The organism is Streptomyces sp. JHA26 (assembly GCF_002005565.1).
In the GTDB taxonomy this organism is placed as follows: Bacteria; Actinomycetota; Actinomycetes; order Streptomycetales; family Streptomycetaceae; genus Streptomyces.
This window is the reverse complement of the sequence record NZ_BDJC01000004.1, coordinates 21,539-44,472: the sequence shown is the minus strand read 5'-3', so window position 1 is coordinate 44,472 and position 22,934 is coordinate 21,539. Positions and strand designations below refer to the sequence as shown.

The following is a 22,934-nucleotide window of genomic DNA, read 5'->3' as shown; positions in this document are numbered from 1 at the left end:
GGCGTTATCCCTTCACGGCGCCGGCGGTCAGGCCGCTGACGGCCTTGCGCTGCAGGAAGACGAAGAGGATCAGGATCGGGACGGCGAAGAGGGACGAGGCGGCCATGGTCGCACCCCAGTTGTCGCCGAAGACCGTCTGGAAACTGGTCAGCCACAGGGGCAGGGTCTGGGACTCCGCCTCCTTGTTGACGACCAGGACGAGGGGGAGCTCGTTCCAGGCGGTGATGAAGCCGAACATCGAGGTGGACATCAGGCCCGGGGCGAGCAGCGGCAGGATGACCCGGCGGAAGGCCTGGGCGCGGGTGCAGCCGTCGACCATCGCGGACTCCTCCAGCTCCTTCGGCACGGCGGCGACGAAGCCGCGCAGCGTCAGGACGGTGAAGGGCAGGATCATCATCATGTAGAAGAGCGTGAGCGGCACGAGGCTGTTCAGCATCGACGCGTCGCGCACGATCATGTAGATGGCGATGACCATGACCTCCCAGGGCGCCATCTGGGCGAGCATGAAGCCGACGATGAAGCCGCGCCGCCCCCGGAACCGCATGCGGGCCAGGGCGAAGGCGCCGGCCAGCGCGATGACCAGCGAGAAGACGACCGCGCAGACGGTGACGACGAGCGAGTTGGTGACGTACGTCCAGAAGTGGTCGGCGTCGACCGCGGTCCTGAAGTGCTCGAAGGTGACGTCGGTCGGGAACCAGACCGGGTCCTCCGAGATGATGTCGCCGGTCGGCTTGAAGGCCGTGGCGAACATCCAGTAGACGGGGAAGACGAGGCCGATGAACAGGACGACGGCCGTGACGTTGGGCCACAGGCGGCCGAAGAGCGAGCGCTTCACAGCTCGTCCTCCTCTTGCTTGAGCACGATCCTGAGGTAGTAGGCGGTCAGGCCGAGCAGGATCAGGATGGTCAGGACCGCGATCGCGGCGCCCATGCCGTAGTGCTGGTTGCCGACGCCCTCGATGTAGGCGTAGACGGGCAGGATCTCGGTGAGACGGTCGGGGCCGCCGCCGTTGAACGTGTAGACCTGGACGAACGCCTTGAAGATCCAGATGATCTCCAGGAAGGTCGTGGCGTAGAGGAACGGCCGCAGGAACGGCAGGGTGACCGTGGTGAAGCTGCGCCAGGCGCCGGCCCCGTCGAGGGAGGCGGCCTCGTACAGCTCGGCGGGGATGGTCGTGGTCGCCGCGTACAGGTTGATCGCGACGAACGGGACGGACATCCAGACGATCAGCACGGTGACGACGAAGAAGGTCGAGAACTGGCTGCCGGTCCAGCTGAAGTCGGCCATGGAGTGCCAGCCGAGCTTGTCCAGGACCCAGTTGACGACGCCGAAGCGCTGGGCGAACAGCCACTGGTAGACGGTGGTCGCGGCGACCACCGGCATCGCCCACGCCAGCACCAGGCCGATCATCAGCACGAACCGCATCGTCCTGCCGAGACGGGCGAGCAGCAGGCCGATCAGGCCGCCCACCACCATGGTGAGGACGACGTTGACCGCGGTGAAGACGATGGAGCGCAGGGTGACGCGCCAGAAGTCCTCGCCGGTGAGGACCTCCTGGTAGTTGTCGAAGCCGGTCCACTCGGTGACGTGCTGGATGAGCTGCGCCATGTTGAGGTTCTGGAAGGACAGCAGTCCGTCCTTCACCAGCGGCCAGCCGAGCAGCAGCACGGTGGCCGCACAGGCCGGCAGCAGCAGGAGGTACGGGACGAGCGCGCCGGCGCGGGACGCGGCTCTCGGTTTCGCCTGGCCGGTGTTCCCGCCGTCCGCCTTGCGGACGTCCGACGGGCCCCGGGGCGGCCGTTCGGTCTGCACGGTCATGCTCGCGGTCTCTCTTCTTCTCGACCTGTCCGGCTCGAGCCGGGGCGGGAGCCGTCGCCTGCCGGCCCCCGCCCCTGCTCACCCGGTGCTACTGCTGCTGCGCCAGGCGCTTGTTGAACTCGCCCTCGACCTGCTTGGCGGCCTCGGCGGGGGACTTCCCCTTGAGCACGGCCGTCAGGTAGGTCTTGATCGGGTTGGGGTCGTTCTCGACCGCGGCCCACTCCGGGATCAGCGGCGTGGTGTCACCGCCCGCGGCGGCCGGCGCGGCGGCCTGGGCGGCGGCGTTGCCCTGGAGGTTGCTCTGCAGCGACTCCTTGTTCGGGATGACGCCGTTGGCCTTAGCCAGCGCACCCTCGTACTTGTCGGAGAGCGCGAGCTTCAGGAACTCCTTGGCCAGCTCCTGCTTCTTGCTGCCCGCGGCGACGGCCAGGTTGGAGCCGCCGAGGAAGACGCCCTCGGGCTTGCCGGCCGTGGCGCCCGGGATGGTGAAGTAGCCGAGGTCCTTCTCGATCGCCGGGTTGGCGGTGATCGCCGTGCCGCCCTCCCAGCCCATGCCGATGATGGCGCCGGTCTTGCCCTTGGCGAAGATCTCGCCCTGCTGCGGGGTGGCCTCGTCCTTGTCCTTGGGCGCCTTGGACAGGGCCTGGAACTTCTTGTAGGTCTCGGTGGCGGCGGCGACCTTCGGGTCGGCCAGGTTGGAGACGTACTTGTCGCCGTCCTTCTTGACCAGCTCGCCGCCCTCGCCGATGACCAGGCCGACGAAGTGGTACCAGTTCTGGCCGGGCAGGTAGATCGGCTCGGCGTCGGTCTTCTCGCCGATCGTCTTGAGGTCGTTGTAGAACTCGTCGCGGGTCTTGGGCGTGTCCTTGATGCCCGCATCCGCCCAGATCTTCTTGTTGTAGATGACCACGCGGTTGACCACGAACCACGGGGCCGCGTACTGCTTGCCGTCGAAGACGGCGGACTTGTTGAGGGACTCGGACCAGTCGGTGCCGATGCTGCTCTTGAGGTCGCTCAGGTCCGCGAGGCCGCCGGTCTTGGCGTAGGCCGGGGTCTGGGTGTTGCCGATCTCGAAGACGTCGGGCGGGTTCTCCTCGGAGAGGGCGGTGGTCAGCTTCTGCTGGATACCGTTCCACTTCTGGATCTCGAACTTGACCTTGGCCTTGGTCTTCGCCTCGAACTCCTTGGCGAGGTCCGCCTGCCACTGGTCGGGCGAGGAACCGTCCATCACCCACACGGTCAGCGTCTGGCTGTCCGCCCCGGCCTTGCCGTCGCCGTCGTCGCCCCCGCACGCCGCGATCGAGACCATCATGCCCGCGATACCGATCGCGGCTGTCAGCTTGCGCTTCACGCCACCCTCCTCAGGGATGCCACAAAACCCCCCTGCCTCCCCGCGGTTGCTCGTCGACGCGGACCGCCCATGGGGCCGGGACCTGGACCAATGGTGTAGACCAGTACGGGGAGCTTGGCCCAGACCAATAGGGCTGTCAAGGGTGTTCAAGCGCCCCCCGGACGTCCGTGATGCGACCGAGATATGCAGGGACCTTTCATTGCGCAAGCGACACTTCGGACGGGCCGGCGCCGGGTGTACCACCGCCCCTCGGAGAGGCGCCGGGACCGGCCGTACGGCGCGTACCAACGCTTCCGGAGCGGCGCGGTGGACTAGACCAACGGGGGTCTCGGAGGTATACAGAGGGGATCACGGAGCGTGCGGGATCCTCCCGGCACCAACCCGTGCCACGATGTGAGCCGTGGCCGATAGGGGATGTCGGTCGCTTCGGCACCCGGAGCCGGGAAGGCAGAGCATGAGCACCGACGTCAGCAGTGCGGAGAACGAGGGTGGGGCGACCGTCCGTACCGCGCGCGTGCCCAAGTACTACCGACTGAAGAAGCACCTGCTCGACATGACCCGGACGCAGGCGCCGGGCACGCCGGTCCCGCCCGAGCGCACGCTGGCCGCGGAGTTCGACACCTCGCGCACGACCGTGCGCCAGGCCCTGCAGGAGCTGGTCGTCGAGGGCCGCCTCGAACGCATCCAGGGCAAGGGCACCTTCGTCGCCAAGCCCAAGGTGTCGCAGGCGCTGCAACTCACCTCGTACACCGAGGACATGCGGGCCCAGGGCCTCGAACCCACCTCGCAGCTGCTGGACATCGGCTACATCACCGCCGACGAACGCCTCGCCGGGCTGCTGGACATCACGGCGGGCGGGCGGGTGCTGCGCATCGAGCGGCTGCGCATGGCCAACGGCGAGCCCATGGCCATCGAGACGACCCATCTGTCGGCGAAGCGCTTCCCCGCCCTGCGCCGGTCGCTGGTGAAGTACACGTCCCTCTACACGGCCCTCGCCGAGGTGTACGACGTCCGTCTCGCCGAGGCCGAGGAGACCATCGAGACCTCGCTGGCGACCCCGCGCGAGGCCGGCCTGCTCGGCACCGACGTCGGCCTGCCGATGCTGATGCTCTCCCGGCACTCGCTGGACCGCACGGGCCGGCCGGTGGAATGGGTGCGGTCGGTGTACCGGGGCGACCGCTACAAGTTCGTGGCCCGGCTCAAGCGGCCCCAGGACTGAGCGCCCCCGTCCCCCGCTCCCCCTCCCGCAGCACGCGACATTGCGGTTGAGGACCGATATGCGGACGAGGTCTTCCGCTCTCTCGACGCCGTCACCTACATTTTCGTGCGCACTGCACCAGGTGATCAGCGAGGGGACGGAGCCACCGCATGTCACAAGCCTCAGAAGTGAACAGAGGGCCGACGGTGACGCCGGTGCGCGTCGTCATCGCCCTCTGTCTCGTCGCACCCTTCGTCGCCATGCTGTGGGTCGGCTCGTACGCCAAGACCGACCCCACCCTCATCGGCATCCCGTTCTTCTACTGGTACCAGATGGCGTGGGTGCTGATCTCCACCGTGCTGACGGTGATCGCGTACAAGCTCTGGCAGCGTGACCAGCGCGCCCGCCGGGAAGGCGGTACCCAGTGAACGACGGCGTGAACGGCGTCGCACTCGCCGTCTTCATCTTCTTCTTCGTGCTCGTCACCGCGATGGGCTTCCTGGCCGCCCGCTGGCGCAGGGCCGAGAACGAGCACAGCCTCGACGAGTGGGGCCTGGGCGGCCGCTCGTTCGGCACCTGGATCACCTGGTTCCTGCTGGGCGGCGACCTCTACACGGCGTACACCTTCGTGGCCGTGCCGGCGGCGATCTACGCGGCCGGCGCGTCCGGCTTCTTCGCCGTGCCGTACACGATCCTGGTCTACCCGCTGATCTTCACCTTCCTGCCCCGCCTGTGGTCGGTCTCCCACAAGCACGGCTACGTGACGACCTCGGACTTCGTGCGCGGCCGGTTCGGCTCCAAGGGCCTGTCGCTGGCGGTCGCCGTCACCGGCATCCTCGCCACGATGCCGTACATCGCGCTCCAGCTGGTCGGCATCCAGGCCGTGCTGGACGTGATGGGCGTCGGCGGCGGCGAGGACACCAACTGGTTCGTCAAGGACCTGCCGCTGCTGATCGCCTTCGGCGTGCTGGCCGCGTACACCTACTCGTCGGGACTGCGCGCGCCCGCGCTGATCGCGTTCGTGAAGGACACGCTGATCTACATCGTGATCGCCGTGGCGATCATCTACATCCCGATCAAGCTGGGCGGCTTCGACGACATCTTCGCCTCCGCCGGCGACAAGTTCGCCGAAGCCGGCACGGGCGGCGTACTGCCCAACGGCAACCAGCAGTGGACCTACGCCACGCTGGCGCTCGGCTCGGCGCTCGCGCTGTTCATGTACCCGCACTCGATCACCGCGACGCTGTCCTCGCGCAGCCGTGAGGTGATCCGCCGCAACACCACGATCCTGCCGCTGTACTCCCTGATGCTCGGCCTGCTCGCGCTGCTGGGCTTCATGGCGATCGCGGCCGGGGTCAAGGTGAGCAACGGCCAGCTGGCGATCCCGCAGCTGTTCGAGGACATGTTCCCGGACTGGTTCACGGGCGTGGCCTTCGCGGCGATCGGCATCGGCGCGCTGGTCCCGGCGGCGATCATGTCGATCGCGGCCGCGAACCTCTTCACCCGCAACATCTACAAGGACTTCATCAGGCCGGACGCCACCCCGGAGCAGGAGACCAAGGTCTCCAAGCTGGTGTCGCTGCTGGTCAAGGTGGGTGCGCTGATCTTCGTCCTCGGTATGGACAAGACGGTCGCGATCAACTTCCAGCTGCTGGGCGGCATCTGGATCCTGCAGACCTTCCCGGCCCTGGTGGGCGGCCTGTTCACCCGCTGGTTCCACCGCTGGGCCCTGCTCGCCGGCTGGGCGGTCGGCATGGTCTACGGCACGGCCGCCGCGTACGGGGTCGCCTCGCCGACGCAGGAGCACTTCGGCGGCTCCTCGAAGGAGATCCCGGGCATCGGAGAGATCGGCTACATCGGTCTCACCGCCTTCGTGCTGAACGTCCTGGTCACCGTGGTCCTGACCTTCGTCCTGAGGGCCGTCAAGGCACCCGACGGCGTCGACGAGACGCAGCCGGGCGACTACACGGCGGACGTGGGCGACCCGGGCGTCCAGACGGAGCTGCCGCCGGCCACGGCGGGCGCCTCGCACTGACCCACGCACGGGCGACGGGCCGTCGGAGGGATCCGGCGGCCCGTCGCCGTACCCGTCGGGCACACTCGGCGGCATGGACTTCATGATCCGGCACGCAGCGGCCGACGAGTACGACACCCTCGGTGAGATCACCGCGCGGGCCTACCTCCAGGACGGCCTCCTCGACTTCGGGGAGGCCGACGCGTACCTCGGCGAACTGCGGGACGTGGCCGCACGGGCGGCGTCCGCGGAGGTGCTGGTCGCCGCCGCGGACGGCCGCGTCCTCGGCGGCGTGACCTTCGTACCGTCCGGCGGCCCCATGGCCGACATCGCCCGGCACGGCGAGGCCGAGATACGCATGCTCGCCGTCGCCCGCGAGGCGCGGGGACGCGGTGCGGGCGAGGCACTCGTACGGGCCTGCGTGGACCGCGCCCGGGCCGTCGAGGGCTGCACCGGCCTGGTGCTGTCGACCCAGCGGACGATGCACACCGCCCACCGGCTCTACGAACGACTGGGCTTCGCCCGCACCCCCGAGCGCGACTGGAACCCGCTGCCGGAGCTCGACGACATCGTGCTGCTCACCTACCGGCTGCCCCTCTGACACCGGCGCGGCACAACATCTGGGGGTGCTCGCGGGTCGCGGCACAAGATGTATGCTCATGCTCGCTGTCGCCGCAGGGGAATCCGGTGCGAGTCCGGAACTGTCCCGCAACGGTGTACTCGTACGTGTGCGCATGAGCGCGTACGGGCTTCAGTCCGAGGACCTGCCGACAGTGCGCCCGGCCGTCCCGGCCCGGGTGCCATGACGTCCGGGCCTCGTGGAGTGGGCCGGTGGACGCGACGCCGCGTGCGCTCGTGAGCTGCCCCCTGCCCTCCGCCAGGCCCCGTGCCGAGCGAGGGAGAGCCCCCACGTGACCATCGCGCCAGCCGATCCGGCTCCAGCGACCCCGGTGACGGTGACCGAGGAACCCGACGGACCCGGTGCCGCCCTGCTGCGGACCCTGACCGGCCTCACCTCCGACCTTCCCGACGCCGACCCCGGCCGGGTCGCCGCCGCCGCGCTGCGCGGCCGGTCCGCGCGCGCCGACGAGGCGGAACTGCGGGAGCTCGCCACGGAGGCCGCGGCCGGCCTGATCTCGGAGGACCCGGCCTACTCCCGCCTCGCCGCCCGGCTGCTGACCCTCGGCATCCGCGCCGAGGCCGCCTCCCAGGGCGTCACCAGCTTCACGGAGTCCGTCGCCACCGGCCACCGCGAGGGCCTGATCGCCGACCGCACCGCCGCCTTCGTCCGGCTGCACGCGGCCCGGCTGGACGCGCTGATCGACCCGGCCGCCGACGACCGCTTCGGCTACTTCGGGCTGCGCACGCTGTACAGCCGCTACCTGCTCCGCCACCCGATCACCCGGAAGGTCGTCGAGACGCCCCAGCACTTCATGCTGCGGGTCGCCTCGGGGCTCGCCGAGGACGAGTCGGTCCGCGCGGTGGACGAGGTCGCCGCCCTGTACGGCCTGATGAGCCGCCTGGACTACCTGCCCTCCTCCCCCACCCTCTTCAACTCCGGCACCCGGCACGCCCAGATGTCGTCCTGCTACCTCCTGGACTCCCCCAAGGACGAGCTGGACTCCCTCTACGACCGCCTCCACCAGGTCGCCCGCCTGTCCAAGCACGCCGGCGGCATCGGCATCGCCTACTCCCGCGTCCGTGCCCGGGGTTCGCTGATCCGCGGCACCAACGGGCACTCCAACGGCATCGTCCCGTTCCTGAAGACGCTGGACGCCTCGGTCGCCGCCGTGAACCAGGGCGGCCGGCGCAAGGGCGCGGCGGCGGTCTACCTGGAGACCTGGCACGCGGACGTCGAGGAGTTCCTGGAGCTGCGGGACAACACGGGCGAGGACGCCCGCCGGACGCACAACCTGAACCTCGCGCACTGGATCCCGGACGAGTTCATGCGCCGGGTGGACGCCGACGGGCCGTGGTCGCTGTTCTCGCCCTCGGACGTGCCGGAGCTGGCCGACCTGTGGGGCGCGGAGTTCGACGCGGCCTACCGGCAGGCCGAGGCGAAGGGCCTGGCCCGCAAGACCCTCCCGGCCCGTGAGCTGTACGGCCGCATGATGCGCACCCTCGCGCAGACCGGCAACGGCTGGATGACCTTCAAGGACACCGCCAACCGCACCGCCAACCAGACCGCCGAGCCGGGCCACGTCGTGCACTCGTCCAACCTCTGCACGGAGATCCTGGAGGTCACCGACGACGGGGAGACGGCGGTCTGCAACCTGGGCTCGGTCAACCTCGGCGCGTTCGTCGACCCGGCGAGCGGCGACATGGACTGGGAGCGCCTGGACGCCACCGTCCGCACCGCGGTCACCTTCCTGGACCGGGTCGTCGACATCAACTTCTACCCGACCGAGCAGGCGGCCCGCTCCAACGCCCGCTGGCGTCCGGTCGGCCTCGGCGCGATGGGCCTGCAGGACGTCTTCTTCCGGCTGCGCCTGCCCTTCGACTCCCCCGAGGCGAAGGCCCTGTCCACCCGCATCGCCGAGCGGATCATGCTCGCCGCGTACGAGACGTCCGCCGACCTCGCCGAGCGGAGCGGCCCCGCCCCCGCCTGGGAGAAGACCCGTACGGCCCGGGGCGTGCTGCACCCGGACCACTACGGCGTCGAGCCCGTATGGCCGGAGCGCTGGGCCGCGCTGCGCGCGCGCATGGCCACGACCGGGCTGCGCAACTCCCTGCTGCTGGCCATCGCGCCGACGGCGACCATCGCCTCCATCGCCGGTGTCTACGAGTGCATCGAGCCGCAGGTGTCCAACCTGTTCAAGCGCGAGACGCTGTCCGGCGAGTTCCTCCAGGTCAACTCGTACCTGGTGGACGACCTCAAGCGGCTGGGCGTGTGGGACGCGCGCACCCGTGAGGCGCTGCGCGAGGCGAACGGCTCGGTGCAGGGCTTCTCCTGGATCCCCGAGGACGTGCGCGCGCTGTACCGCACCGCCTGGGAGATCCCGCAGCGCGCCCTGATCGACCTGGCCGCCGCCCGCACCCCGTACCTCGACCAGGCCCAGTCGCTGAACCTGTTCCTGGAGACGCCGACCATCGGGAAGCTCTCCTCGATGTACGCGTACGCCTGGAAGCAGGGCCTGAAGACCACGTACTACCTGCGCTCGCGCCCGGCGACCCGGATCGCCCGCGCCGCCGCCCGAACCGCCGCCGTCCCCGTCCCCGTACAGGCCACCCCGGACCCCGAAGCGGTCGCCTGCTCCCTGGAGAACCCCGAGTCCTGCGAGGCCTGTCAGTGATGACCACCGAGACCACCGAGACCACCGTGAACCCCGCCGCCAAGAACCTGCTCGACCCCGGCTTCGAGCTGACCCTGCGCCCCATGCGCTACCCGGACTTCTACGAGCGCTACCGGGACGCCATCAAGAACACCTGGCACGTCGAGGAGGTCGACCTCCACTCGGACGTCGCCGACCTGGCGAAGCTCAGCCCCGAGGAGCAGCACCTGATCGGCCGGCTGGTGGCCTTCTTCGCCACCGGAGACTCGATCGTCGCGAACAACCTGGTGCTGACCCTCTACAAGCACATCAACTCCCCCGAGGCGCGGCTGTACCTGAGCCGGCAGCTGTTCGAGGAGGCCGTCCACGTCCAGTTCTACCTGACGCTGCTGGACACCTACCTGCCCGATCCGGAGGACCGCGCCGCCGCCTTCGCGGCCGTGGAGAACATCCCGTCCATCCGGGAGAAGGCCGAGTTCTGCTTCCGGTGGATGGACTCGGTGGAGTCGATCGACCGCCTGGAGACCAGGGCCGACCGCCGCCGCTTCCTGCTCAACCTCATCTGCTTCGCCGCGTGCATCGAGGGCCTGTTCTTCTACGGCGCCTTCGCCTACGTGTACTGGTTCCGCAGCCGGGGCCTGCTGCACGGCCTGGCCACCGGCACCAACTGGGTGTTCCGCGACGAGACGATGCACATGTCCTTCGCCTTCGACGTGGTCGACACCGTCCGCAAGGAGGAGCCGGACCTCTTCGACGACGAGCTGTGCCGGCAGGTCACCGACATGCTGCGGGAGGCCGTCGAGGCCGAGCTGCAGTTCGCGCGCGACCTGTGCGGTGACGGCCTCCCGGGCATGAACACCGACTCGATGCGGCAGTACCTGGAGTGCGTGGCCGATCAGCGTCTGACACGCCTCGGCTTCGCCCCGGTGTACGGCTCCGAGAACCCCTTCTCCTTCATGGAGCTCCAGGGCGTTCAGGAGTTGACCAACTTCTTCGAGCGGCGTCCCTCGGCGTACCAGGTGGCGGTGGAGGGCACCGTCGACCTGTCCGAGGACTTCTGAGTCCTCCGCATCTCCTCCCGCGAGACGGCCTCGCGGCGCTCCCGTTCCTCGTGGGCCTCCCTGATCTGCCGGTCGATGCGCCGTTCGCGCACGATGCCGACCACCGACGGGAGGGCCATGAGGACCAGGAGTCCGAAGGTCACGAGCATTCCGAGCAGGGCTTCTGTCTGGTCTGCGTTCATGCACACCACTGTCTCGCTCGGGTCCCCTCCCCGTGACTGGCAGGACTGCCGTAGGACCTCGATTTCCTGCCACTTCCGGTGCACACTGGCAGCATGCTGAAGAACGTGGCCGCCGTCCTGCTGGACGGCGTGCATCCCTTCGAACTCGGCGTGGTCTGCGAGGTATTCGGCATCGACCGGAGCGACGAGGGACTGCCGGGGTACGACTTCGCGGTGGTCTCCGCGGAGGGCCCGGCGCTGGGTACCCACGTCGGCGGGCTGAGCGTCTCCACGCCGTACGGGCTGGACCGTCTCGAGGAGGCGGACCTGATCACCGTCCCGGCGGGCAACGAGTTCGCCCGCCGGGAGTACCCGCCCGAGCTGCTGGACGCCCTGCGGCGGGCCGTGGACCGGGGCACGCGGGTGCTGAGCGTGTGCTCCGGGGTGTTCGTGCTGGGCGCCGCCGGGCTGCTGGACGGGCGGCGCTGCGCGGTGCACTGGCACCACGCGGCCGAGCTGGCCCGGCAGTACCCGCGGGCGGTGGTCTCGCCCGACGTGCTCTACGTCGACGAGGACCCGGTGATCACCTCCGCCGGCACGGCCGCCGGGATCGACGCCTGTCTGCACATCGTGCGCAAGGAGCAAGGGCCGGAGGTCGCCAACAGGATCGCCCGGCGCATGGTGGTCCCGCCGCACCGGGACGGCGGCCAGGCGCAGTACATCGAGCGGCCGCTGCCGCGCTCCTCCTGCGACACCGTCGGCGAGGTGCTGGCCTGGATGGAACAGCACCTCGACGAGGAGGTCACCGTCGAGCAGCTGGCGGCCCGGGCGCACATGTCACCGCGCACCTTCGCCCGCCGCTTCCAGCAGGAGACGGGGACGACCCCCTACCGCTGGATCCTGCGCCAGCGCGTGCTGCTGGCCCAGCGGCTGCTGGAGGCGACGGACGAGACGATGGACGCGATCGCCTGGCGCACCGGTTTCGGTACGGCGGCGGCCCTGAGGCACCAGTTCGTCAGGGCGCTGGGCACCACCCCGTACGCCTACCGGCGCACGTTCCGGGGCCCCGAGGCCGCCGCCTGAGCCGCGGCACCGCGGCGCTCACCGCGCCACGGGCCTGATCAGCAGGTCGTGCGGACGCAGCGTGATGCCCACGCGCACGGCGTCGTTCGAGTCCGCCACCTGCTCGAAGCGGTACTTGGTGGCGAGCGCCGCCGTGATCAGCGTCAGCTGCGCCATGGAGAAGTGGTCGCTGGGGCACTTGCGATTGCCCACGCTGAACGGCCGCATGGCGTATTTCGGCAGTTCCGTCACGCGTTCCGGGAGCCATCGGTCCGGGTCGAACTCCAGGTTGCGGGCGTACGACTTCGGGTCGCGCTGGATTGCGTACGGACTGTAGATGATGTCCGCCCCGGCTGGAATGCGGTAGCCACCGAGTTCCGTCTCGACCACGGCGCGGCGCGTCAATACCCACACGGCGGGGCGCAAACGCATGGCCTCCACGATGACATTGCCGGTGTGCGTGAGCTTGCGGACGTCCTCGAATGCCACGGGGCGCCCACCGGTGACCGCTTCGACTTCGTCGCGTATGCGGTCGGCATGTTCCGGGTGTTCGGCAAGTGCCTGAAGCAACCACATGATCGTGGAGGCGATGGTTTCACTGCCGGGGGTGAGTATCGCGACGACCTGGTCGTGGATCTCCTGTTCCCCGATGGGGTCGCCATTGTCGTCCTTCGCCTCCAGCAAAGCCGTCAGCAAATCGTCCGGCTTTTGGCCGGATGCGCGGCGTTCGGCGATGATCTCGTCGACCAGGAGGTGCAGATCGGCCAGTGCGTCGTTGAATTTTCGATTAGCCGGCAGTGGCAGCCGGTACAGCGGTCCCAGCGGGACGACCATCCGCCGGTACATGCCGCGGAAGACGGTGGCGAGGGCGACGCACAGGCGTTCGGCGCGCTCGTCCATGTACTGGCCGCGCAGCAGGCACCGGGCCGCGACGCGCACGGCGACGCGGAAGGACTCGGAGGTGGCGTCGATCGTCCGCCCCGGCTGCCAGCGCTCGGTGAGCGCGTGCGCCTCCTCCTCCATGATCGGCCCGTAGGCGGGGATCGCGTCGAGCTTGAAGGCGGGCTGGATGGTGCGCCGCTGGCGCCGGTGCAGCGGACCGTTGGCGGTCGCCACGCCCTCCTTGCCGAGCAGGCCCTCCAGCGACTCCCACAGCGGACCGGCGATGTGGTAGTCGGGGCTCAGGGCGAGGGCGCCGGTGAGCGCCGGGGTGGTGACCGCGTACACGGTCTTCGGACCGAGCCGGATGCGCACGACGTCGCCGTGGTCGCGCAGCTGGGCCATGAAGGCCAGCGGGTCCCGGGCCAGCCTCCAGCCGTGGCCGAGGAGCGGGACGCCGCCGCCCGCGACGGGCGGCTCGCGCAGTTCCCGCGGGTGGTCTGTCGTGGTTTCGGGGTTGACGGACTCGACGGTCATTTCTCACCTGCCGCTTCGTTGTTGACGTACGGGGGCGTGGACCGGTCGTCCCAGCTGTCGACCATGTACCGGCCGGACTCGTGGTGGAACCAGTAGACGGAACTGAACCAGTTCCGCATATTGCCGACGCTGGTCCGCACGGCGCCGCTCAGTTCCTTTCCGCGTACGGTTCCGTCGGCGAGTTCGTCGGCGAACCGCAAGGCGTCCTGTTCGACGGCGAGGAATTCCGTGATGCATTCCTCGACCCGCCGCCGGACTTCTTCTATCGCTTCTTCCAGGGTCAGCCGTTGGTGGGTGATGAGGCTGATTCCGAGATTGTGGACCTCGTCGCCCGCTATTTCCTTGGGCAGTGAGCAGAGGTCGTTGTACCAGGCCGCGAATTCCTGGCTCAGCAGTGCCGCCCGCCGGTACGCGGGGTGCTTCCGCACGGTCTCCGGGAATTCGCATCCCGCGCTCGGCTCCAGCAGGTCGGTCCAGATCCAGTGCGCGAAGGTGAGCCGGCGCAGTTCGAGGTACTCCTCGACGCCGGGCACGATTCCATGGGTGCGGTTGCGGAATTCCCGGTCGTACGCCTCGATCACCGCGTGGAAGTGCCGGGCGAACCGGGTGTTCCACGTCGGCGTCAGGAAGGCGTGCAGCCGCAGCACGCTGTCGGCGAACCCGGCGACCAGCGCGTCCTCGTGGTGCAGGTGGTCCCCGGGTGAGTCCAGTGCCGTGTGCAGCCGGTCCCGCAGCTGCCGCCAGGCGACCGGACGGCCGTGGACGATGTCCCGGTCGTGCCGGTCGTCCCAGACGAAGAACCACGCGCTGTAGTCGGCTATCGCCTGCAGGACCTCGTCGGGGGCGCCGAGGTAGTAGCCGGCCATGAGGTCCGTGTAGCACAGGCCATCGGCATATTCCTCCACCTTGTCCGCCGGCATGAGCCGTTTTTCGAGCAGCCAGGTGCGGGTGTTCTCCTGGAGCTTCGGCCAATACGGGTGCAGTTGCCGGGGAAATTCCGCCTCGATCACCGGGAGTGAGAGCTGCGGTGGAACTGCGGTCGTGGTCGGTGTCGCTGTGGTGCCGTGTGAGAAAGCATGCACGAACAAACCCCTCTCAGCCGCCGATGGCGCACTCCTCCGCGAGAGCGGGGCGTGCGCCGTTGCGTATCCCCGTTCTTCCATTCAGCACCACAACTGACGGCTCTGGGAACGGATTTGCTCCATTCACTACCCTGCGGCGCCTGAATTCTCCTGTTGTGTGTCGGCTTCGGAATCACCGGGAGGGCGACAGGGATCGAACGGGTGACAAGCAGACGAACGGCGTCCGTTCGGGTCGGACCCGAACGGACGCCGTTCGTCTGGGACTTGTGAGGCCGGGTGAGGTCTCAGTCGTTCGCGACCACGGGGTAGCGCGGCTCGTTCTCCGCCATCTGCCGCAGCGCGTCCTTGCGTTCGCGCTTGGAGAGCCGGTCGATGTAGAGGTACCCGTAGAGGTGGTCGGTCTCGTGCTGCAGACACCGCGCGAAGTAGCCGGTGCCGCGCACCTTGACCGGGTTGCCCTGCTCGTCCTGCCCGGTCACCTCGGCGTAGTCGGGGCGGGCCAGCGGCGCGTAGGCGGTCGGCACGGACAGGCAGCCCTCGTTGCTGTCGTCCAGGCGGCGCCGGTCGGCGGGCAGTTCGACGAGCCGCGGGTTGCAGACCACGCCGACGTGACGGACGCCCTCGTCGTCGGGGCAGTCGTAGACGAAGACCTTCTTGTCGACGCCGATCTGGTTGGCGGCCAGGCCCACGCCCTCGGCGGTGCGCTGACTGGCGAACATGTCCGCGACCAGCTGCTGGAGCTCCTCGCCGAAGTCGGTGACGTCCTGGCACTCCTTGTGCAGCACCGGATTGCCGACCACCGTGATCGGACGCGAGGTACCGCGCTCACGCCAGGCCGTCTCGCGCTCCTCGCAGTCCTCGGTGTCGACGACGAAGCCCTCGTCGTCCACGGGAAGCACGCCCGCGTGCTGCTGATCGGTGTCCTGCTGCGCCATGACCGACGTACGCCTTCCTCATGAAACCCGGGTTGATGCCTGTTACAGGGTACGGGGAACGGGCGGCGGCCTCAGCAGACCTCTTCGAGATCACGCCAGTCCCGGGAGTCCGGACTGTCCGCGACCCACCCGTCCAGCAGCCCCCGCACCAGGGAGGCCGGCGCGGCCACCCCGCACTCCCGCTCCGGCACCCACAGCTGCCCGTCCGTCCGGTGCCCGAGCGGCCCCGGATGACCCGGCTCACTGTGGTCGTGCGGGTCGAGGTGCTCGCCGTCGCCCTCGTCGGACGGCATCCGGGACTCCGAGCACATGCGGCACAGCAGCCGCACGGAGGACGACCAGTCCTCGGCGGCGAACCCGGCGTCGGCGGCGAGCTGCTCCAGGGCGTCCCGGTCGGCCTCGGTCGCGGCCTCCAGGAGGACCACCCAGGTGGGCACGGGCGACGGCGCCCACAGCTCGATCTCGTCGAAGACGGGGTAGGCGTGCCCGGCGGCCGTGGTCCGCTCCCCGTGCGGGACGCCGTCGTGCAGCACGACCTCGCCCCAGCGCCGCCCGGAGGACGGCAGCGGAATGGACAGCACCTCGACGCGGGCGGGGTCGAGCCGCCGCCCCCACACCACCTCGGCCTCGCCCTCCGGGGACAGCCGTACGGCCGCGCTGCCGAGGTCCATGCCGAGGGGCTCACCGGCGTCCGTGGCGTCGCCGGGCGTCCTCAGCCCGTAGGCCTGCCACGCGCGACGGGCCAGCGGCCAGTCCTGCAGGGCGGTCGCGGCGATGCCGACGTTCCACCAGTCGGGCGCCCCGCTGTCCCGGTCGAGCAGCGCCACGGCCCGCAGGCCCGCCGCCCTCGCCTGTTCCCAGTCGTGCCGGAACTTGTGCAGCAGGGCGAGGTTGAACCACGACTCCGACAGCCAGGGTTCCAGGTCGGCGGCCCGCGTCAGCAGCGCGCCCGCGTCCTCGTAGCGACCGTCGCCGATCAGCGTGAACGCCCGGTCGGTGGCCTGCCGCCAGGAGGCGGAGGGCCGGTGCCGTCCCTTGCCGAAGATCCTCACGATTCCCGCCTGCCAGTTCCGTTCTGTGGGCTGGCTGTGCCTTTCCGCGCCCCCGGACACCCTCTCCTGCGCATCAAACCATGTACGGCTCGGAGGGCGCTCATTACCCATGGGTTACCCAGCCGGGGGCGAGGTAAGGCTGCCCCGGGAGAGCACCCGGGCCAGTGCCTCCACGACGTCGGGAGCGTAGTCGCCCGCGGTGGCCAGGCGCAGCTCCTCCAGCGCGGTGAGGTCCCCGCCGGGCCCGGCGTCCCGCGCCTTCTCCTCGTAGGCGTTCACCGCGCGCACGATCCGCGCGGCGACCGGCTGCTCGTGGCAGGGGTCGGCCTGCCGCTCCACCACCACGGCGACCGCCGCGTCGACGCCGGTCCGGCGGACGACGGCCCCGCCGAGCAGCGCGATCCGCCGCTGTTCGGTCACGGGCAGACCGGCCGTGGCGCCCGCCGGGACCGGGTCGACGAGGCTCAGCTGCCCGATGTCGTGCATGAGGGCCGCGTACTCCAGCACCGTCAGCTCGGGCCCGGACAGCCCCAGGTCCCGTCCGACGGCCGTGCTGAGCTCGGCGACGCGGCGGGCGTGCCCGGCGGGGGTGTACCCGGCGATCTCGGTGGACCGGGCCAGGGAGGCGATGGTCTGCCGGTAGGTGGCGCGGACGGCGGCGTACCGCCGGTAGGACAGCTGGGTGAGCAGCAGCGGCACGCAGAAGACGGGCAGCGCCCACAGTCCCGCGACGGCCACCGCGAGCGCCATCACCGCCCCCGTGGCGCACACCGCGGAGGTGATGCCGACCATGGCCCGCAGCTCCTCGCGCAGCAGCGGGCCGAAGGGCCATCCGGTGCGCGCGTGCGCCGGTGCCGCGGCGAGCACGGCGTCGCACAGCGCCGTCAGGGCGAGCAGCGCGACCAGCAGCAGCGCGTGGGCGGGGCCGCCCCAGTCGCGGAAGGTGCCCTGCCCGGCCGGGGGCCGGAAGCACACGGCGGCGAAGGCGACGGTGAGCAGGCGCCGTGCCAGGGGGTCGAGCACGGGGCCGTCACCGCGCGCGACGTGCGGGACGCTGCCGAGCAGCGAGGCGACGAGCACCACGGTGACGGTCTGGGCGACCCCGTGGTGCACGGGCCGTCCGGCGTTCTCCCCGAGCAGGGCGTACGCCAGTGCCCCGGCGGTCCCGAGGGGGGCCGTCTCCCGTCCCTCGCCCCCGGTCCGGCGGGTGAGCTCGCCGAGCGCGACGAGCAGGCCGAAGGCGAGCGCGGCGGGGCGCTCCACGATGCCCGACCACAGCACGGAGGCGAGGCACACGAGCGCGAGGAGGGCGGCCCCGGCGTGCGTCAGGAGCACCGCCGGGGCCCGTGACGCCGTCACGGCGTGCGCGCGCGGCCACCACGCACCGGCACGGTCGCGGCCGGTGCGTGCGGGGTGGAGCCCCTCCGTCGCCCCCGGCGCCGTCACGGGGCTCCCTTCTTCGCCACGCCGTCGTGCGCGTCCCGGCTGTGGGTGCCGGCCGGCCGGGGCGGGCGGGCGGGGGTGCCGTCGGAGGTCACCGCCGGGTGCCAGCCGTGGTGTTCCAGGGCCCGCACCAGCGCCCCGACCATCCGGGGGTCGAAGTGGGTTCCCGCGCACCGCCGGAGTTCCTCCAGGGCCGCCGCGACGGGCCTCGCCCTGCTGTAGGACCGGGTGGACGTCATCGCGTCGAAGGCGTCGGCGACGGCGACCACCCGGGCCGACTCGGGGATCTGGCCGCCCGCCAGCCCGTAGGGGTATCCGCTGCCGTCCAGGCGTTCGTGGTGGTGCAGTACGGCGGCCCGGGCCTCGCCGAGGAAGCGGATGCCGCGCACCATCTCGTGCCCGTACTCGGGGTGCAGCTCGATCACGCGCCGTTCCTCCGGCGTCAGCGGACCGTCCTTGCGCAGCAGTCGCGTGGGCACCCCGAGCTTGCCCACGTCGTGCAGGATCCCGGCGAAGCGGAGCGTCTCGACGCGCTCGTCGTCCAGGCCCAGCTCGCGGGCGATCATCATCGAGGCGTGGCCGACCCGTTCGCTGTGTCCGCGGGTGTAGCCGTCCTTGATGTCGACGGCCTGCACCAGGGCGCGGATGGTCGCCTGGTGCGCGGCTCTCTCCCGGTGGTACTGGGCGAACGCCCACCAGGCCACGCCCATGGGCAGGAGCACGAGCAGCGCGGCGACCGGACCGTAGGGGCTGCGCCACAGGACGGCCATCATGAGACCGGCGAGCCCGTGCACGGCGATCGGGGCGAGCGAACGGGAGAACAGCCCCCGCCACGCCCGCCGGGCCGGCACCCGGTCGGCCAGCGTCAGGATCCCGCCGTCCAGCAGGGCCAGCACCAGGCAGAAGGCGGGCACCGCGGCACCCGCCGGTACGAGCGCGTAGGGGAAGTCCGGGCCCGCGACCGCGTCCCGCCCGCCGCACTCCCCGTACACCCGGGCCGCGGCCCACACGGCGAGTGTCAGCTGCGCGGCCCGCCAGGCCCGCCGCAGGGCGGTCGGCCGCCGCGTCACCGGGGACAGCAGGGCCCCCGGCAGCGCCACGAGCGCGGCGGCGTGCGGCGGGAGCAGGAAGGCCCCGGCGAGCAGGACGGGGTAGCAGGTCCCGACGAACCGGGACCGGGCGACGTGCTCGCAGCCCGCGTACAGCCCGGCGAGCAGCAGGACGGCCCACCAGGGGGTGGACGCCTGGGCCGGCGGGCGCAGGCAGAGCAGGGCGGCGAGAACGACACCGGCGACATACGCACGCGCCCGTGCCGGTACCCCGTCCATGAGCGCCTCCCCCCGACCGTTCCCGTCAGGCTCGCGAGCCTAGGTTCGGCGGTGGGGGAGGCGGGCGGACATCCCGCGGATTAGCACGGACGAGTGACGCGTGGCGCGGGGCGCCGCGGTCTCAGGACTCCTGTGGAGCGGACGGCGCCGCCGTGACGTCGTGCTCGGGCACCGACTGGCCCGAGCGGATCAGGTCGATCCGGCCCATGACCTTGGAGCGCAGGTCACCCGGCACGTCGTCGTGTCCGCAGCACCGCTTGACCAGCTTCTTCACGGCCTGCTCCAGCCCGTACTTCTCCAGGCAGGGCGAGCACTCCTCGAAGTGGTGCTCGAACTTCGCGCAGTCCGAGTCCGGCATCTCCCGGTCGAGGAACTCGTAGAGATGATCGAGGATTTCGCTGCAATCCGTCTCGTGCGGCTCTCCGCAGCTCATGACCCCGAGCCTTTCGCTTCGTTCGACTCTCCGGCACCGGCCGGGACCAGACCACGGTCGCGGGCGTAGTCCTCCAGCATGCCGCGCAGCTGGCGACGGCCCCGGTGCAGCCGGGACATCACCGTACCGATGGGTGTTCCCATGATGTCCGCGATCTCCTTGTAGGCAAAGCCCTCTACATCGGCCAGATACACGGCGATGCGGAACTCCTCGGGGATCGCCTGGAGCGCCTGCTTCACGTCCGAGTCGGGCAGGTGGTCGAGCGCCTGCGACTCGGCGGAACGCAGACCCGTCGACATGTGCGACTCGGCTCGCGCGAGCTGCCAGTCCTCGATCTCCTCGGCCGCGCTGCGCTGGGGTTCGCGCTGCTTCTTGCGGTAGGAGTTGATGAAGGTGTTGGTGAGGATGCGGTACAGCCACGCCTTGAGGTTGGTGCCCTCACGGAACTGGTGGAAGGACGCGTACGCCTTGGCGTAGGTCTCCTGCACCAGATCCTCGGCGTCGGCCGGGTTGCGGGTCATGCGCAGCGCGGCCGAGTACATCTGGTCGAGGAACTCGAGCGCGTCCCGCTCGAAGCGCGCACTGCGCTCCGCGGTCGACTCCGCACCCGTGCCCCGGCCCTCGGGCTGCTCCGCCTGGCCGTTCTCGGTCCCTGCGTCGGTCCCAGTGACCGGACCCACCTCCTCCAGTGACGTCACGGTGCCGAAATCGGCCCCGCTGGAATCGGAGGATAGACGACCTGCGGTCCGAGGCGCTTGCCGATTCAGACCGCCCGCCGTCCGACCAGGGGCGGTCTTCGCCGCGTGCAGCACCGTCCAGTCCAGGTCGGCACGACTGCTGCGACTCGGGCAGAAGGCTGAAGCCATGCGGCGGACTTCCTCTCGTACGGCGTCGGTGCTGATGTCCAGCACCGTATGTCGGCCACAACAGCGGTCGTCCGCCGGTCATTCCCGGGCCCTCAGCCGAGTGAGCGGACCCACTCCGCGACGCCGTCGGTGAGCAGTGCCAGGGCCTCCTCCTGCGTGATCCCCGCCCGTCCGGACACGGCGAAGCCGTGGTCGCCGTACGGCACCCGGGTCAGGTCGTAGGGCCCCTCGGGGAACTCCTCGGGCTTCCCGAACGGGTCGTTGCCGCCCTGGACCACGAGGGTGGGCACCCCGGCCCCGAGCAGCTCCTGGGCGCGGGACCTCTCCGGCTTGCCCGGCGGGTGCAGCGGGAAGCTCAGGGCGAGCACGGCGTGGGCGCCCAGTTCGGCCGCGGTGCGGCAGGCGACGCGGGCGCCGGCGCTGCGGCCGCCCGAGATCACCGGCAGGCCGGGGCCGTTCAGCGCGGGCCACACCCCCCGCCAGCCGGTGTCCAGGGTCTTCGGGGCGGGCGCCAGCTTCCGGCCGGCCACCCGCCAGGGCTGCTCGACCAGGGCCACGGTCACGCCCCGCGCGGGCAGCGCCGCCGCCAGTGCCGCGAGGTCGCGCGCCTCGATGCCGCCGCCGGCGCCGTGGCCGGCGGCGAGGACCAGGCGGGGCTTCGCGGCCGGGTGCCAGGTGATGCGGGCGGCGCCGGCCTCCGTGTCGATGATCTCGGTCTTCACGTCAGAAGAGTGTGCCCTCCTCCGGTGCCTCCAGCTCCGTCAGCAGCTCCGGCCCGTTGTTGCGGACGTTGCTCACGGCCGTGGAGACGGGGAACGCCCGCATCAGTCCGGGGGGCGGGGGCGCCAGCAGGGGGGTGAGGTCGCCGGGGTCGGTGCGCGCCGGGTCGAGCCAGGCGTCCCACCGGTCCGGCGTCAGCATCAGCGGCATCCGGGGGTGGATGTCGGCCAGGGTGTGCGGTCCGTCGGCCGGGGCGGCGGCCAGCGGCGTGGTCTCCGCCTCGGTCGTGATCACCGAGCACGTCGCCCACCAGGCCCGGGGGTGGTCGTCCGGCAGCGTCCTGTCCCGCCAGAACTCGTACAGCCCCGCCATGGCGAACACCGAGCCGTCGGCCGGGGTCACGAAGTACGGCTGCTTGCGGGGCCGCTTCCTGCGCCCCTCGACCTCCAGGTCCCGCTCCTGCGTGCCGGTGACCCACTCGTAGTAGCCGTCGGCGGGCAGGATGCAGCGCCGGGTGGCGAAGGCGCGGCGGTAGGACGGCTTCTCGTGGACGGTCTCCGCGCGGGCGTTGATCATCCGGGCGCCGCCCTCGGGCGTCTTGGACCAGGAGGGGACGAGTCCCCACTTCAGTCTCCGCAGCTGGCGAACCGGCTTCGGGTCCTCGGCGTCCTTCAGGGGACGGTCCAGGACGGCGTAGACCTCCTTGGTGGGGGCCACGTTGTAGTCGGGTTCCAGGGCCTCCTCGGGGTCCCACTTCTCGATCTCGAAGATTCCTGCGAGATCCTCGGGTCGACGACTCGCCGCATACCGTCCGCACATACGTGCCACACTGCCAGACTCCGCGCCCGCACGAGGAGCCCTCACCCCTTATGGACCACCTCGCATCCGCCTCGCTCGCCTCCCTGTGGGACGAGGTCACCGGCACCCAGCCCGAGCCGGCGCTCGGGGTGGTGATCGCCACCCTGGTCGCCGCGCTCGCCGTCGTCGTGCCGCGGCCGCTGTGGCGGACGGCGCGCAACGCGATCACCATCGCCCACGAGGGCGGCCACGGCCTCGTGGCCCTGCTCACCGGCCGGACGCTGGTCGGGATCACCCTGCACTCGGACACCAGCGGCCTGACCCTGAGCCGGGGCAGGCCGCACGGACTCGGCATGGTCCTCACCGCGGTCGCCGGCTACACCGCCCCGCCGCTGCTGGGCCTCGGCGGGGCCGCGCTGCTGGCCTCCGGGCGCGTCACGCTGCTGCTGTGGGCGGCGACGGCGCTGCTGCTCGCCCTGCTGGTGATGATCCGCAACGCGTACGGCGTGCTGACGGTCGTGCTGACCGGCGGGATGTTCCTCCTGGCGTCCTGGCTGGCCGGCCCCCAGGTCCAGGCGGCGTTCGCCTACGCGGCGGTGTGGTTCCTGCTGCTGGGCGGGGTGCGGCCGGCGTTCGAGCTGCAGGCCAAGCGGGCGCGGGGCGGGGCCGGCGACTCGGACGCGGACCAGTTGGCCCGGTTGTCCCACGCGCCGGCGGCGGTGTGGTTCTTCCTGTTCCACGCCGTGTCGCTGTGCTCGCTGATCGGCGGGGGCCGCTGGCTGCTGGGGCTCTGAGCGACCCCGGCGGTCGGCGACGGCCGGGGGCGGTCGCCCGCGCCGCCATCCGCCGCATATATGCACGGCACTTCCCATGTCGGGGTTTCGATCGGATTTCGCCACCTTTGATCAAGATCTCCGATCGCCT

General features: G+C 70.8%; 22 protein-coding genes and 1 riboswitch. Of the genes, 8 read left to right on the top strand and 14 right to left on the bottom strand.

The window, feature by feature from the left end; all coding sequences use genetic code 11:
• Nucleotides 1-4: 4 nt before the first annotated feature.
• The 3 genes from JHAT_RS03495 to JHAT_RS03485 all read right to left on the bottom strand — a co-directional run bounded on the left by JHAT_RS03495 (nucleotide 5) and on the right by JHAT_RS03485 (nucleotide 3,169).
• Nucleotides 5-835 (bottom strand): carbohydrate ABC transporter permease, encoded by an 831-nt coding sequence (locus JHAT_RS03495; RefSeq protein ID WP_077796537.1) that lies wholly within the window; start codon nucleotides 833-835, stop codon nucleotides 5-7.
• A complete protein-coding gene (locus tag JHAT_RS03490; RefSeq protein ID WP_077796536.1) occupies nucleotides 832-1,818 on the bottom strand; it encodes a carbohydrate ABC transporter permease in 987 nt (328 codons plus the stop codon). The genes JHAT_RS03495 and JHAT_RS03490 overlap by 4 nt, the downstream gene beginning before the upstream one ends.
• A gap of 88 nt (nucleotides 1,819-1,906) precedes the next feature.
• Nucleotides 1,907-3,169: an extracellular solute-binding protein gene (locus JHAT_RS03485; RefSeq protein ID WP_077796535.1), complete on the bottom strand. Its 1,263-nt coding sequence runs from the start codon at nucleotides 3,167-3,169 to the stop codon at nucleotides 1,907-1,909.
• A 454-nt stretch (nucleotides 3,170-3,623) separates the two neighbouring features.
• Here JHAT_RS03485 and JHAT_RS03480 point away from each other — a divergent pair, with 454 nt between their 5' ends.
• The 6 genes from JHAT_RS03480 to JHAT_RS03455 all read left to right on the top strand — a co-directional run bounded on the left by JHAT_RS03480 (nucleotide 3,624) and on the right by JHAT_RS03455 (nucleotide 10,714).
• On the top strand, nucleotides 3,624-4,388 hold the full coding sequence (locus JHAT_RS03480; RefSeq protein WP_077796534.1) for a GntR family transcriptional regulator: 765 nt from the start codon (nucleotides 3,624-3,626) through the stop codon (nucleotides 4,386-4,388).
• Nucleotides 4,389-4,537: 149 nt separating this feature from the next.
• On the top strand, nucleotides 4,538-4,795 hold the full coding sequence (locus JHAT_RS03475; RefSeq protein ID WP_077796533.1) for a DUF3311 domain-containing protein: 258 nt from the start codon (nucleotides 4,538-4,540) through the stop codon (nucleotides 4,793-4,795).
• Nucleotides 4,792-6,402 carry a monocarboxylate uptake permease MctP gene (mctP, locus tag JHAT_RS03470; RefSeq protein WP_171990729.1) on the top strand — a complete coding sequence of 537 codons (1,611 nt, stop codon included), beginning with the start codon at nucleotides 4,792-4,794 and terminating at the stop codon, nucleotides 6,400-6,402. Before JHAT_RS03475 ends, mctP begins: the two co-directional genes overlap by 4 nt.
• A gap of 73 nt (nucleotides 6,403-6,475) precedes the next feature.
• On the top strand, nucleotides 6,476-6,982 hold the full coding sequence (locus tag JHAT_RS03465; RefSeq protein WP_077796532.1) for a GNAT family N-acetyltransferase: 507 nt from the start codon (nucleotides 6,476-6,478) through the stop codon (nucleotides 6,980-6,982).
• Between the two features lie 16 nt (nucleotides 6,983-6,998).
• Nucleotides 6,999-7,168, top strand: a riboswitch (cobalamin riboswitch).
• Nucleotides 7,169-7,292: 124 nt separating this feature from the next.
• A complete protein-coding gene (locus JHAT_RS03460) occupies nucleotides 7,293-9,674 on the top strand; it encodes a ribonucleoside-diphosphate reductase subunit alpha (RefSeq protein WP_077796531.1) in 2,382 nt (793 codons plus the stop codon).
• A complete protein-coding gene (locus tag JHAT_RS03455) occupies nucleotides 9,674-10,714 on the top strand; it encodes a ribonucleotide-diphosphate reductase subunit beta (RefSeq protein ID WP_077796530.1) in 1,041 nt (346 codons plus the stop codon). The genes JHAT_RS03460 and JHAT_RS03455 overlap by 1 nt, the downstream gene beginning before the upstream one ends.
• Here the strand turns inward: JHAT_RS03455 and JHAT_RS03450 are convergent.
• Nucleotides 10,627-10,896, bottom strand: coding sequence for a hypothetical protein (locus JHAT_RS03450; protein WP_077796529.1), 270 nt, complete (start codon nucleotides 10,894-10,896; stop codon nucleotides 10,627-10,629). The genes JHAT_RS03455 and JHAT_RS03450 overlap by 88 nt on opposite strands.
• A gap of 93 nt (nucleotides 10,897-10,989) precedes the next feature.
• Here JHAT_RS03450 and JHAT_RS03445 point away from each other — a divergent pair, with 93 nt between their 5' ends.
• Complete coding sequence (locus tag JHAT_RS03445) at nucleotides 10,990-11,958, top strand: GlxA family transcriptional regulator (RefSeq protein ID WP_077796528.1); 969 nt, start codon at nucleotides 10,990-10,992, stop codon at nucleotides 11,956-11,958.
• A gap of 18 nt (nucleotides 11,959-11,976) precedes the next feature.
• Here JHAT_RS03445 and JHAT_RS03440 read toward each other — a convergent pair whose 3' ends face one another.
• The 10 genes from JHAT_RS03440 to JHAT_RS03395 form a co-directional block, all read right to left on the bottom strand.
• The gene (locus JHAT_RS03440; RefSeq protein ID WP_077796527.1) at nucleotides 11,977-13,353 is read right to left on the bottom strand and encodes a cytochrome P450; all 1,377 of its coding nucleotides are present in this window, start codon (nucleotides 13,351-13,353) and stop codon (nucleotides 11,977-11,979) included.
• Nucleotides 13,350-14,435 carry an epi-isozizaene synthase gene (cyc1, locus tag JHAT_RS03435; RefSeq protein ID WP_077796694.1) on the bottom strand — a complete coding sequence of 362 codons (1,086 nt, stop codon included), beginning with the start codon at nucleotides 14,433-14,435 and terminating at the stop codon, nucleotides 13,350-13,352. Before cyc1 ends, JHAT_RS03440 begins: the two co-directional genes overlap by 4 nt.
• 284 nt (nucleotides 14,436-14,719) lie before the next feature.
• Nucleotides 14,720-15,370: a peptide deformylase gene (gene def, locus JHAT_RS03430; RefSeq protein ID WP_077796526.1), complete on the bottom strand. Its 651-nt coding sequence runs from the start codon at nucleotides 15,368-15,370 to the stop codon at nucleotides 14,720-14,722.
• 71 nt (nucleotides 15,371-15,441) lie between these two features.
• A complete protein-coding gene (locus JHAT_RS03425) occupies nucleotides 15,442-16,422 on the bottom strand; it encodes a hypothetical protein (protein WP_077796525.1) in 981 nt (326 codons plus the stop codon).
• Nucleotides 16,423-16,536: 114 nt separating this feature from the next.
• Entirely contained in the window at nucleotides 16,537-17,781 is a 1,245-nt protein-coding gene (locus JHAT_RS03420) for an HD-GYP domain-containing protein (RefSeq protein WP_077796693.1), read from the bottom strand.
• 83 nt (nucleotides 17,782-17,864) lie between these two features.
• The gene (locus JHAT_RS03415; protein ID WP_077796524.1) at nucleotides 17,865-19,193 is read right to left on the bottom strand and encodes an HD-GYP domain-containing protein; all 1,329 of its coding nucleotides are present in this window, start codon (nucleotides 19,191-19,193) and stop codon (nucleotides 17,865-17,867) included.
• Between the two features lie 121 nt (nucleotides 19,194-19,314).
• Nucleotides 19,315-19,626, bottom strand: coding sequence for a mycothiol system anti-sigma-R factor (gene rsrA, locus JHAT_RS03410; protein ID WP_077796523.1), 312 nt, complete (start codon nucleotides 19,624-19,626; stop codon nucleotides 19,315-19,317).
• Nucleotides 19,623-20,306, bottom strand: coding sequence for an RNA polymerase sigma factor SigR (gene sigR, locus JHAT_RS03405; protein WP_077796522.1), 684 nt, complete (start codon nucleotides 20,304-20,306; stop codon nucleotides 19,623-19,625). The genes rsrA and sigR overlap by 4 nt, the downstream gene beginning before the upstream one ends.
• Before the next feature lie 278 nt (nucleotides 20,307-20,584).
• Nucleotides 20,585-21,214: an alpha/beta family hydrolase gene (locus JHAT_RS03400; protein ID WP_077796521.1), complete on the bottom strand. Its 630-nt coding sequence runs from the start codon at nucleotides 21,212-21,214 to the stop codon at nucleotides 20,585-20,587.
• Nucleotide 21,215: 1 nt separating this feature from the next.
• Nucleotides 21,216-22,031 (bottom strand): SOS response-associated peptidase, encoded by an 816-nt coding sequence (locus tag JHAT_RS03395; RefSeq protein WP_077796520.1) that lies wholly within the window; start codon nucleotides 22,029-22,031, stop codon nucleotides 21,216-21,218.
• A 50-nt stretch (nucleotides 22,032-22,081) separates the two neighbouring features.
• Here JHAT_RS03395 and JHAT_RS03390 point away from each other — a divergent pair, with 50 nt between their 5' ends.
• The gene (locus JHAT_RS03390; RefSeq protein ID WP_077796519.1) at nucleotides 22,082-22,804 is read left to right on the top strand and encodes a M50 family metallopeptidase; all 723 of its coding nucleotides are present in this window, start codon (nucleotides 22,082-22,084) and stop codon (nucleotides 22,802-22,804) included.
• Nucleotides 22,805-22,934: the final 130 nt, after the last annotated feature.

Bases quoted from the DNA above. Each gene is read 5' to 3' on its own strand.
- JHAT_RS03475 (WP_077796533.1), top strand. From the start codon at position 4,538: ATGTCACAAGCCTCAGAAGTGAACAGAGGGCCGACGGTGACGCCGGTG.
- JHAT_RS03440 (WP_077796527.1), bottom strand. From the start codon at position 13,353: ATGACCGTCGAGTCCGTCAACCCCGAAACCACGACAGACCACCCGCGG.
- JHAT_RS03445 (WP_077796528.1), top strand. From the start codon at position 10,990: ATGCTGAAGAACGTGGCCGCCGTCCTGCTGGACGGCGTGCATCCCTTC.
- JHAT_RS03490 (WP_077796536.1), bottom strand. From the start codon at position 1,818: ATGACCGTGCAGACCGAACGGCCGCCCCGGGGCCCGTCGGACGTCCGC.
- def (WP_077796526.1), bottom strand. From the start codon at position 15,370: ATGGCGCAGCAGGACACCGATCAGCAGCACGCGGGCGTGCTTCCCGTG.
- JHAT_RS03465 (WP_077796532.1), top strand. From the start codon at position 6,476: ATGGACTTCATGATCCGGCACGCAGCGGCCGACGAGTACGACACCCTC.
- JHAT_RS03415 (WP_077796524.1), bottom strand. From the start codon at position 19,193: ATGGACGGGGTACCGGCACGGGCGCGTGCGTATGTCGCCGGTGTCGTT.
- JHAT_RS03480 (WP_077796534.1), top strand. From the start codon at position 3,624: ATGAGCACCGACGTCAGCAGTGCGGAGAACGAGGGTGGGGCGACCGTC.
- JHAT_RS03450 (WP_077796529.1), bottom strand. From the start codon at position 10,896: ATGAACGCAGACCAGACAGAAGCCCTGCTCGGAATGCTCGTGACCTTC.
- JHAT_RS03455 (WP_077796530.1), top strand. From the start codon at position 9,674: ATGACCACCGAGACCACCGAGACCACCGTGAACCCCGCCGCCAAGAAC.
- rsrA (WP_077796523.1), bottom strand. From the start codon at position 19,626: ATGAGCTGCGGAGAGCCGCACGAGACGGATTGCAGCGAAATCCTCGAT.
- JHAT_RS03395 (WP_077796520.1), bottom strand. From the start codon at position 22,031: ATGTGCGGACGGTATGCGGCGAGTCGTCGACCCGAGGATCTCGCAGGA.
- JHAT_RS03390 (WP_077796519.1), top strand. From the start codon at position 22,082: ATGGACCACCTCGCATCCGCCTCGCTCGCCTCCCTGTGGGACGAGGTC.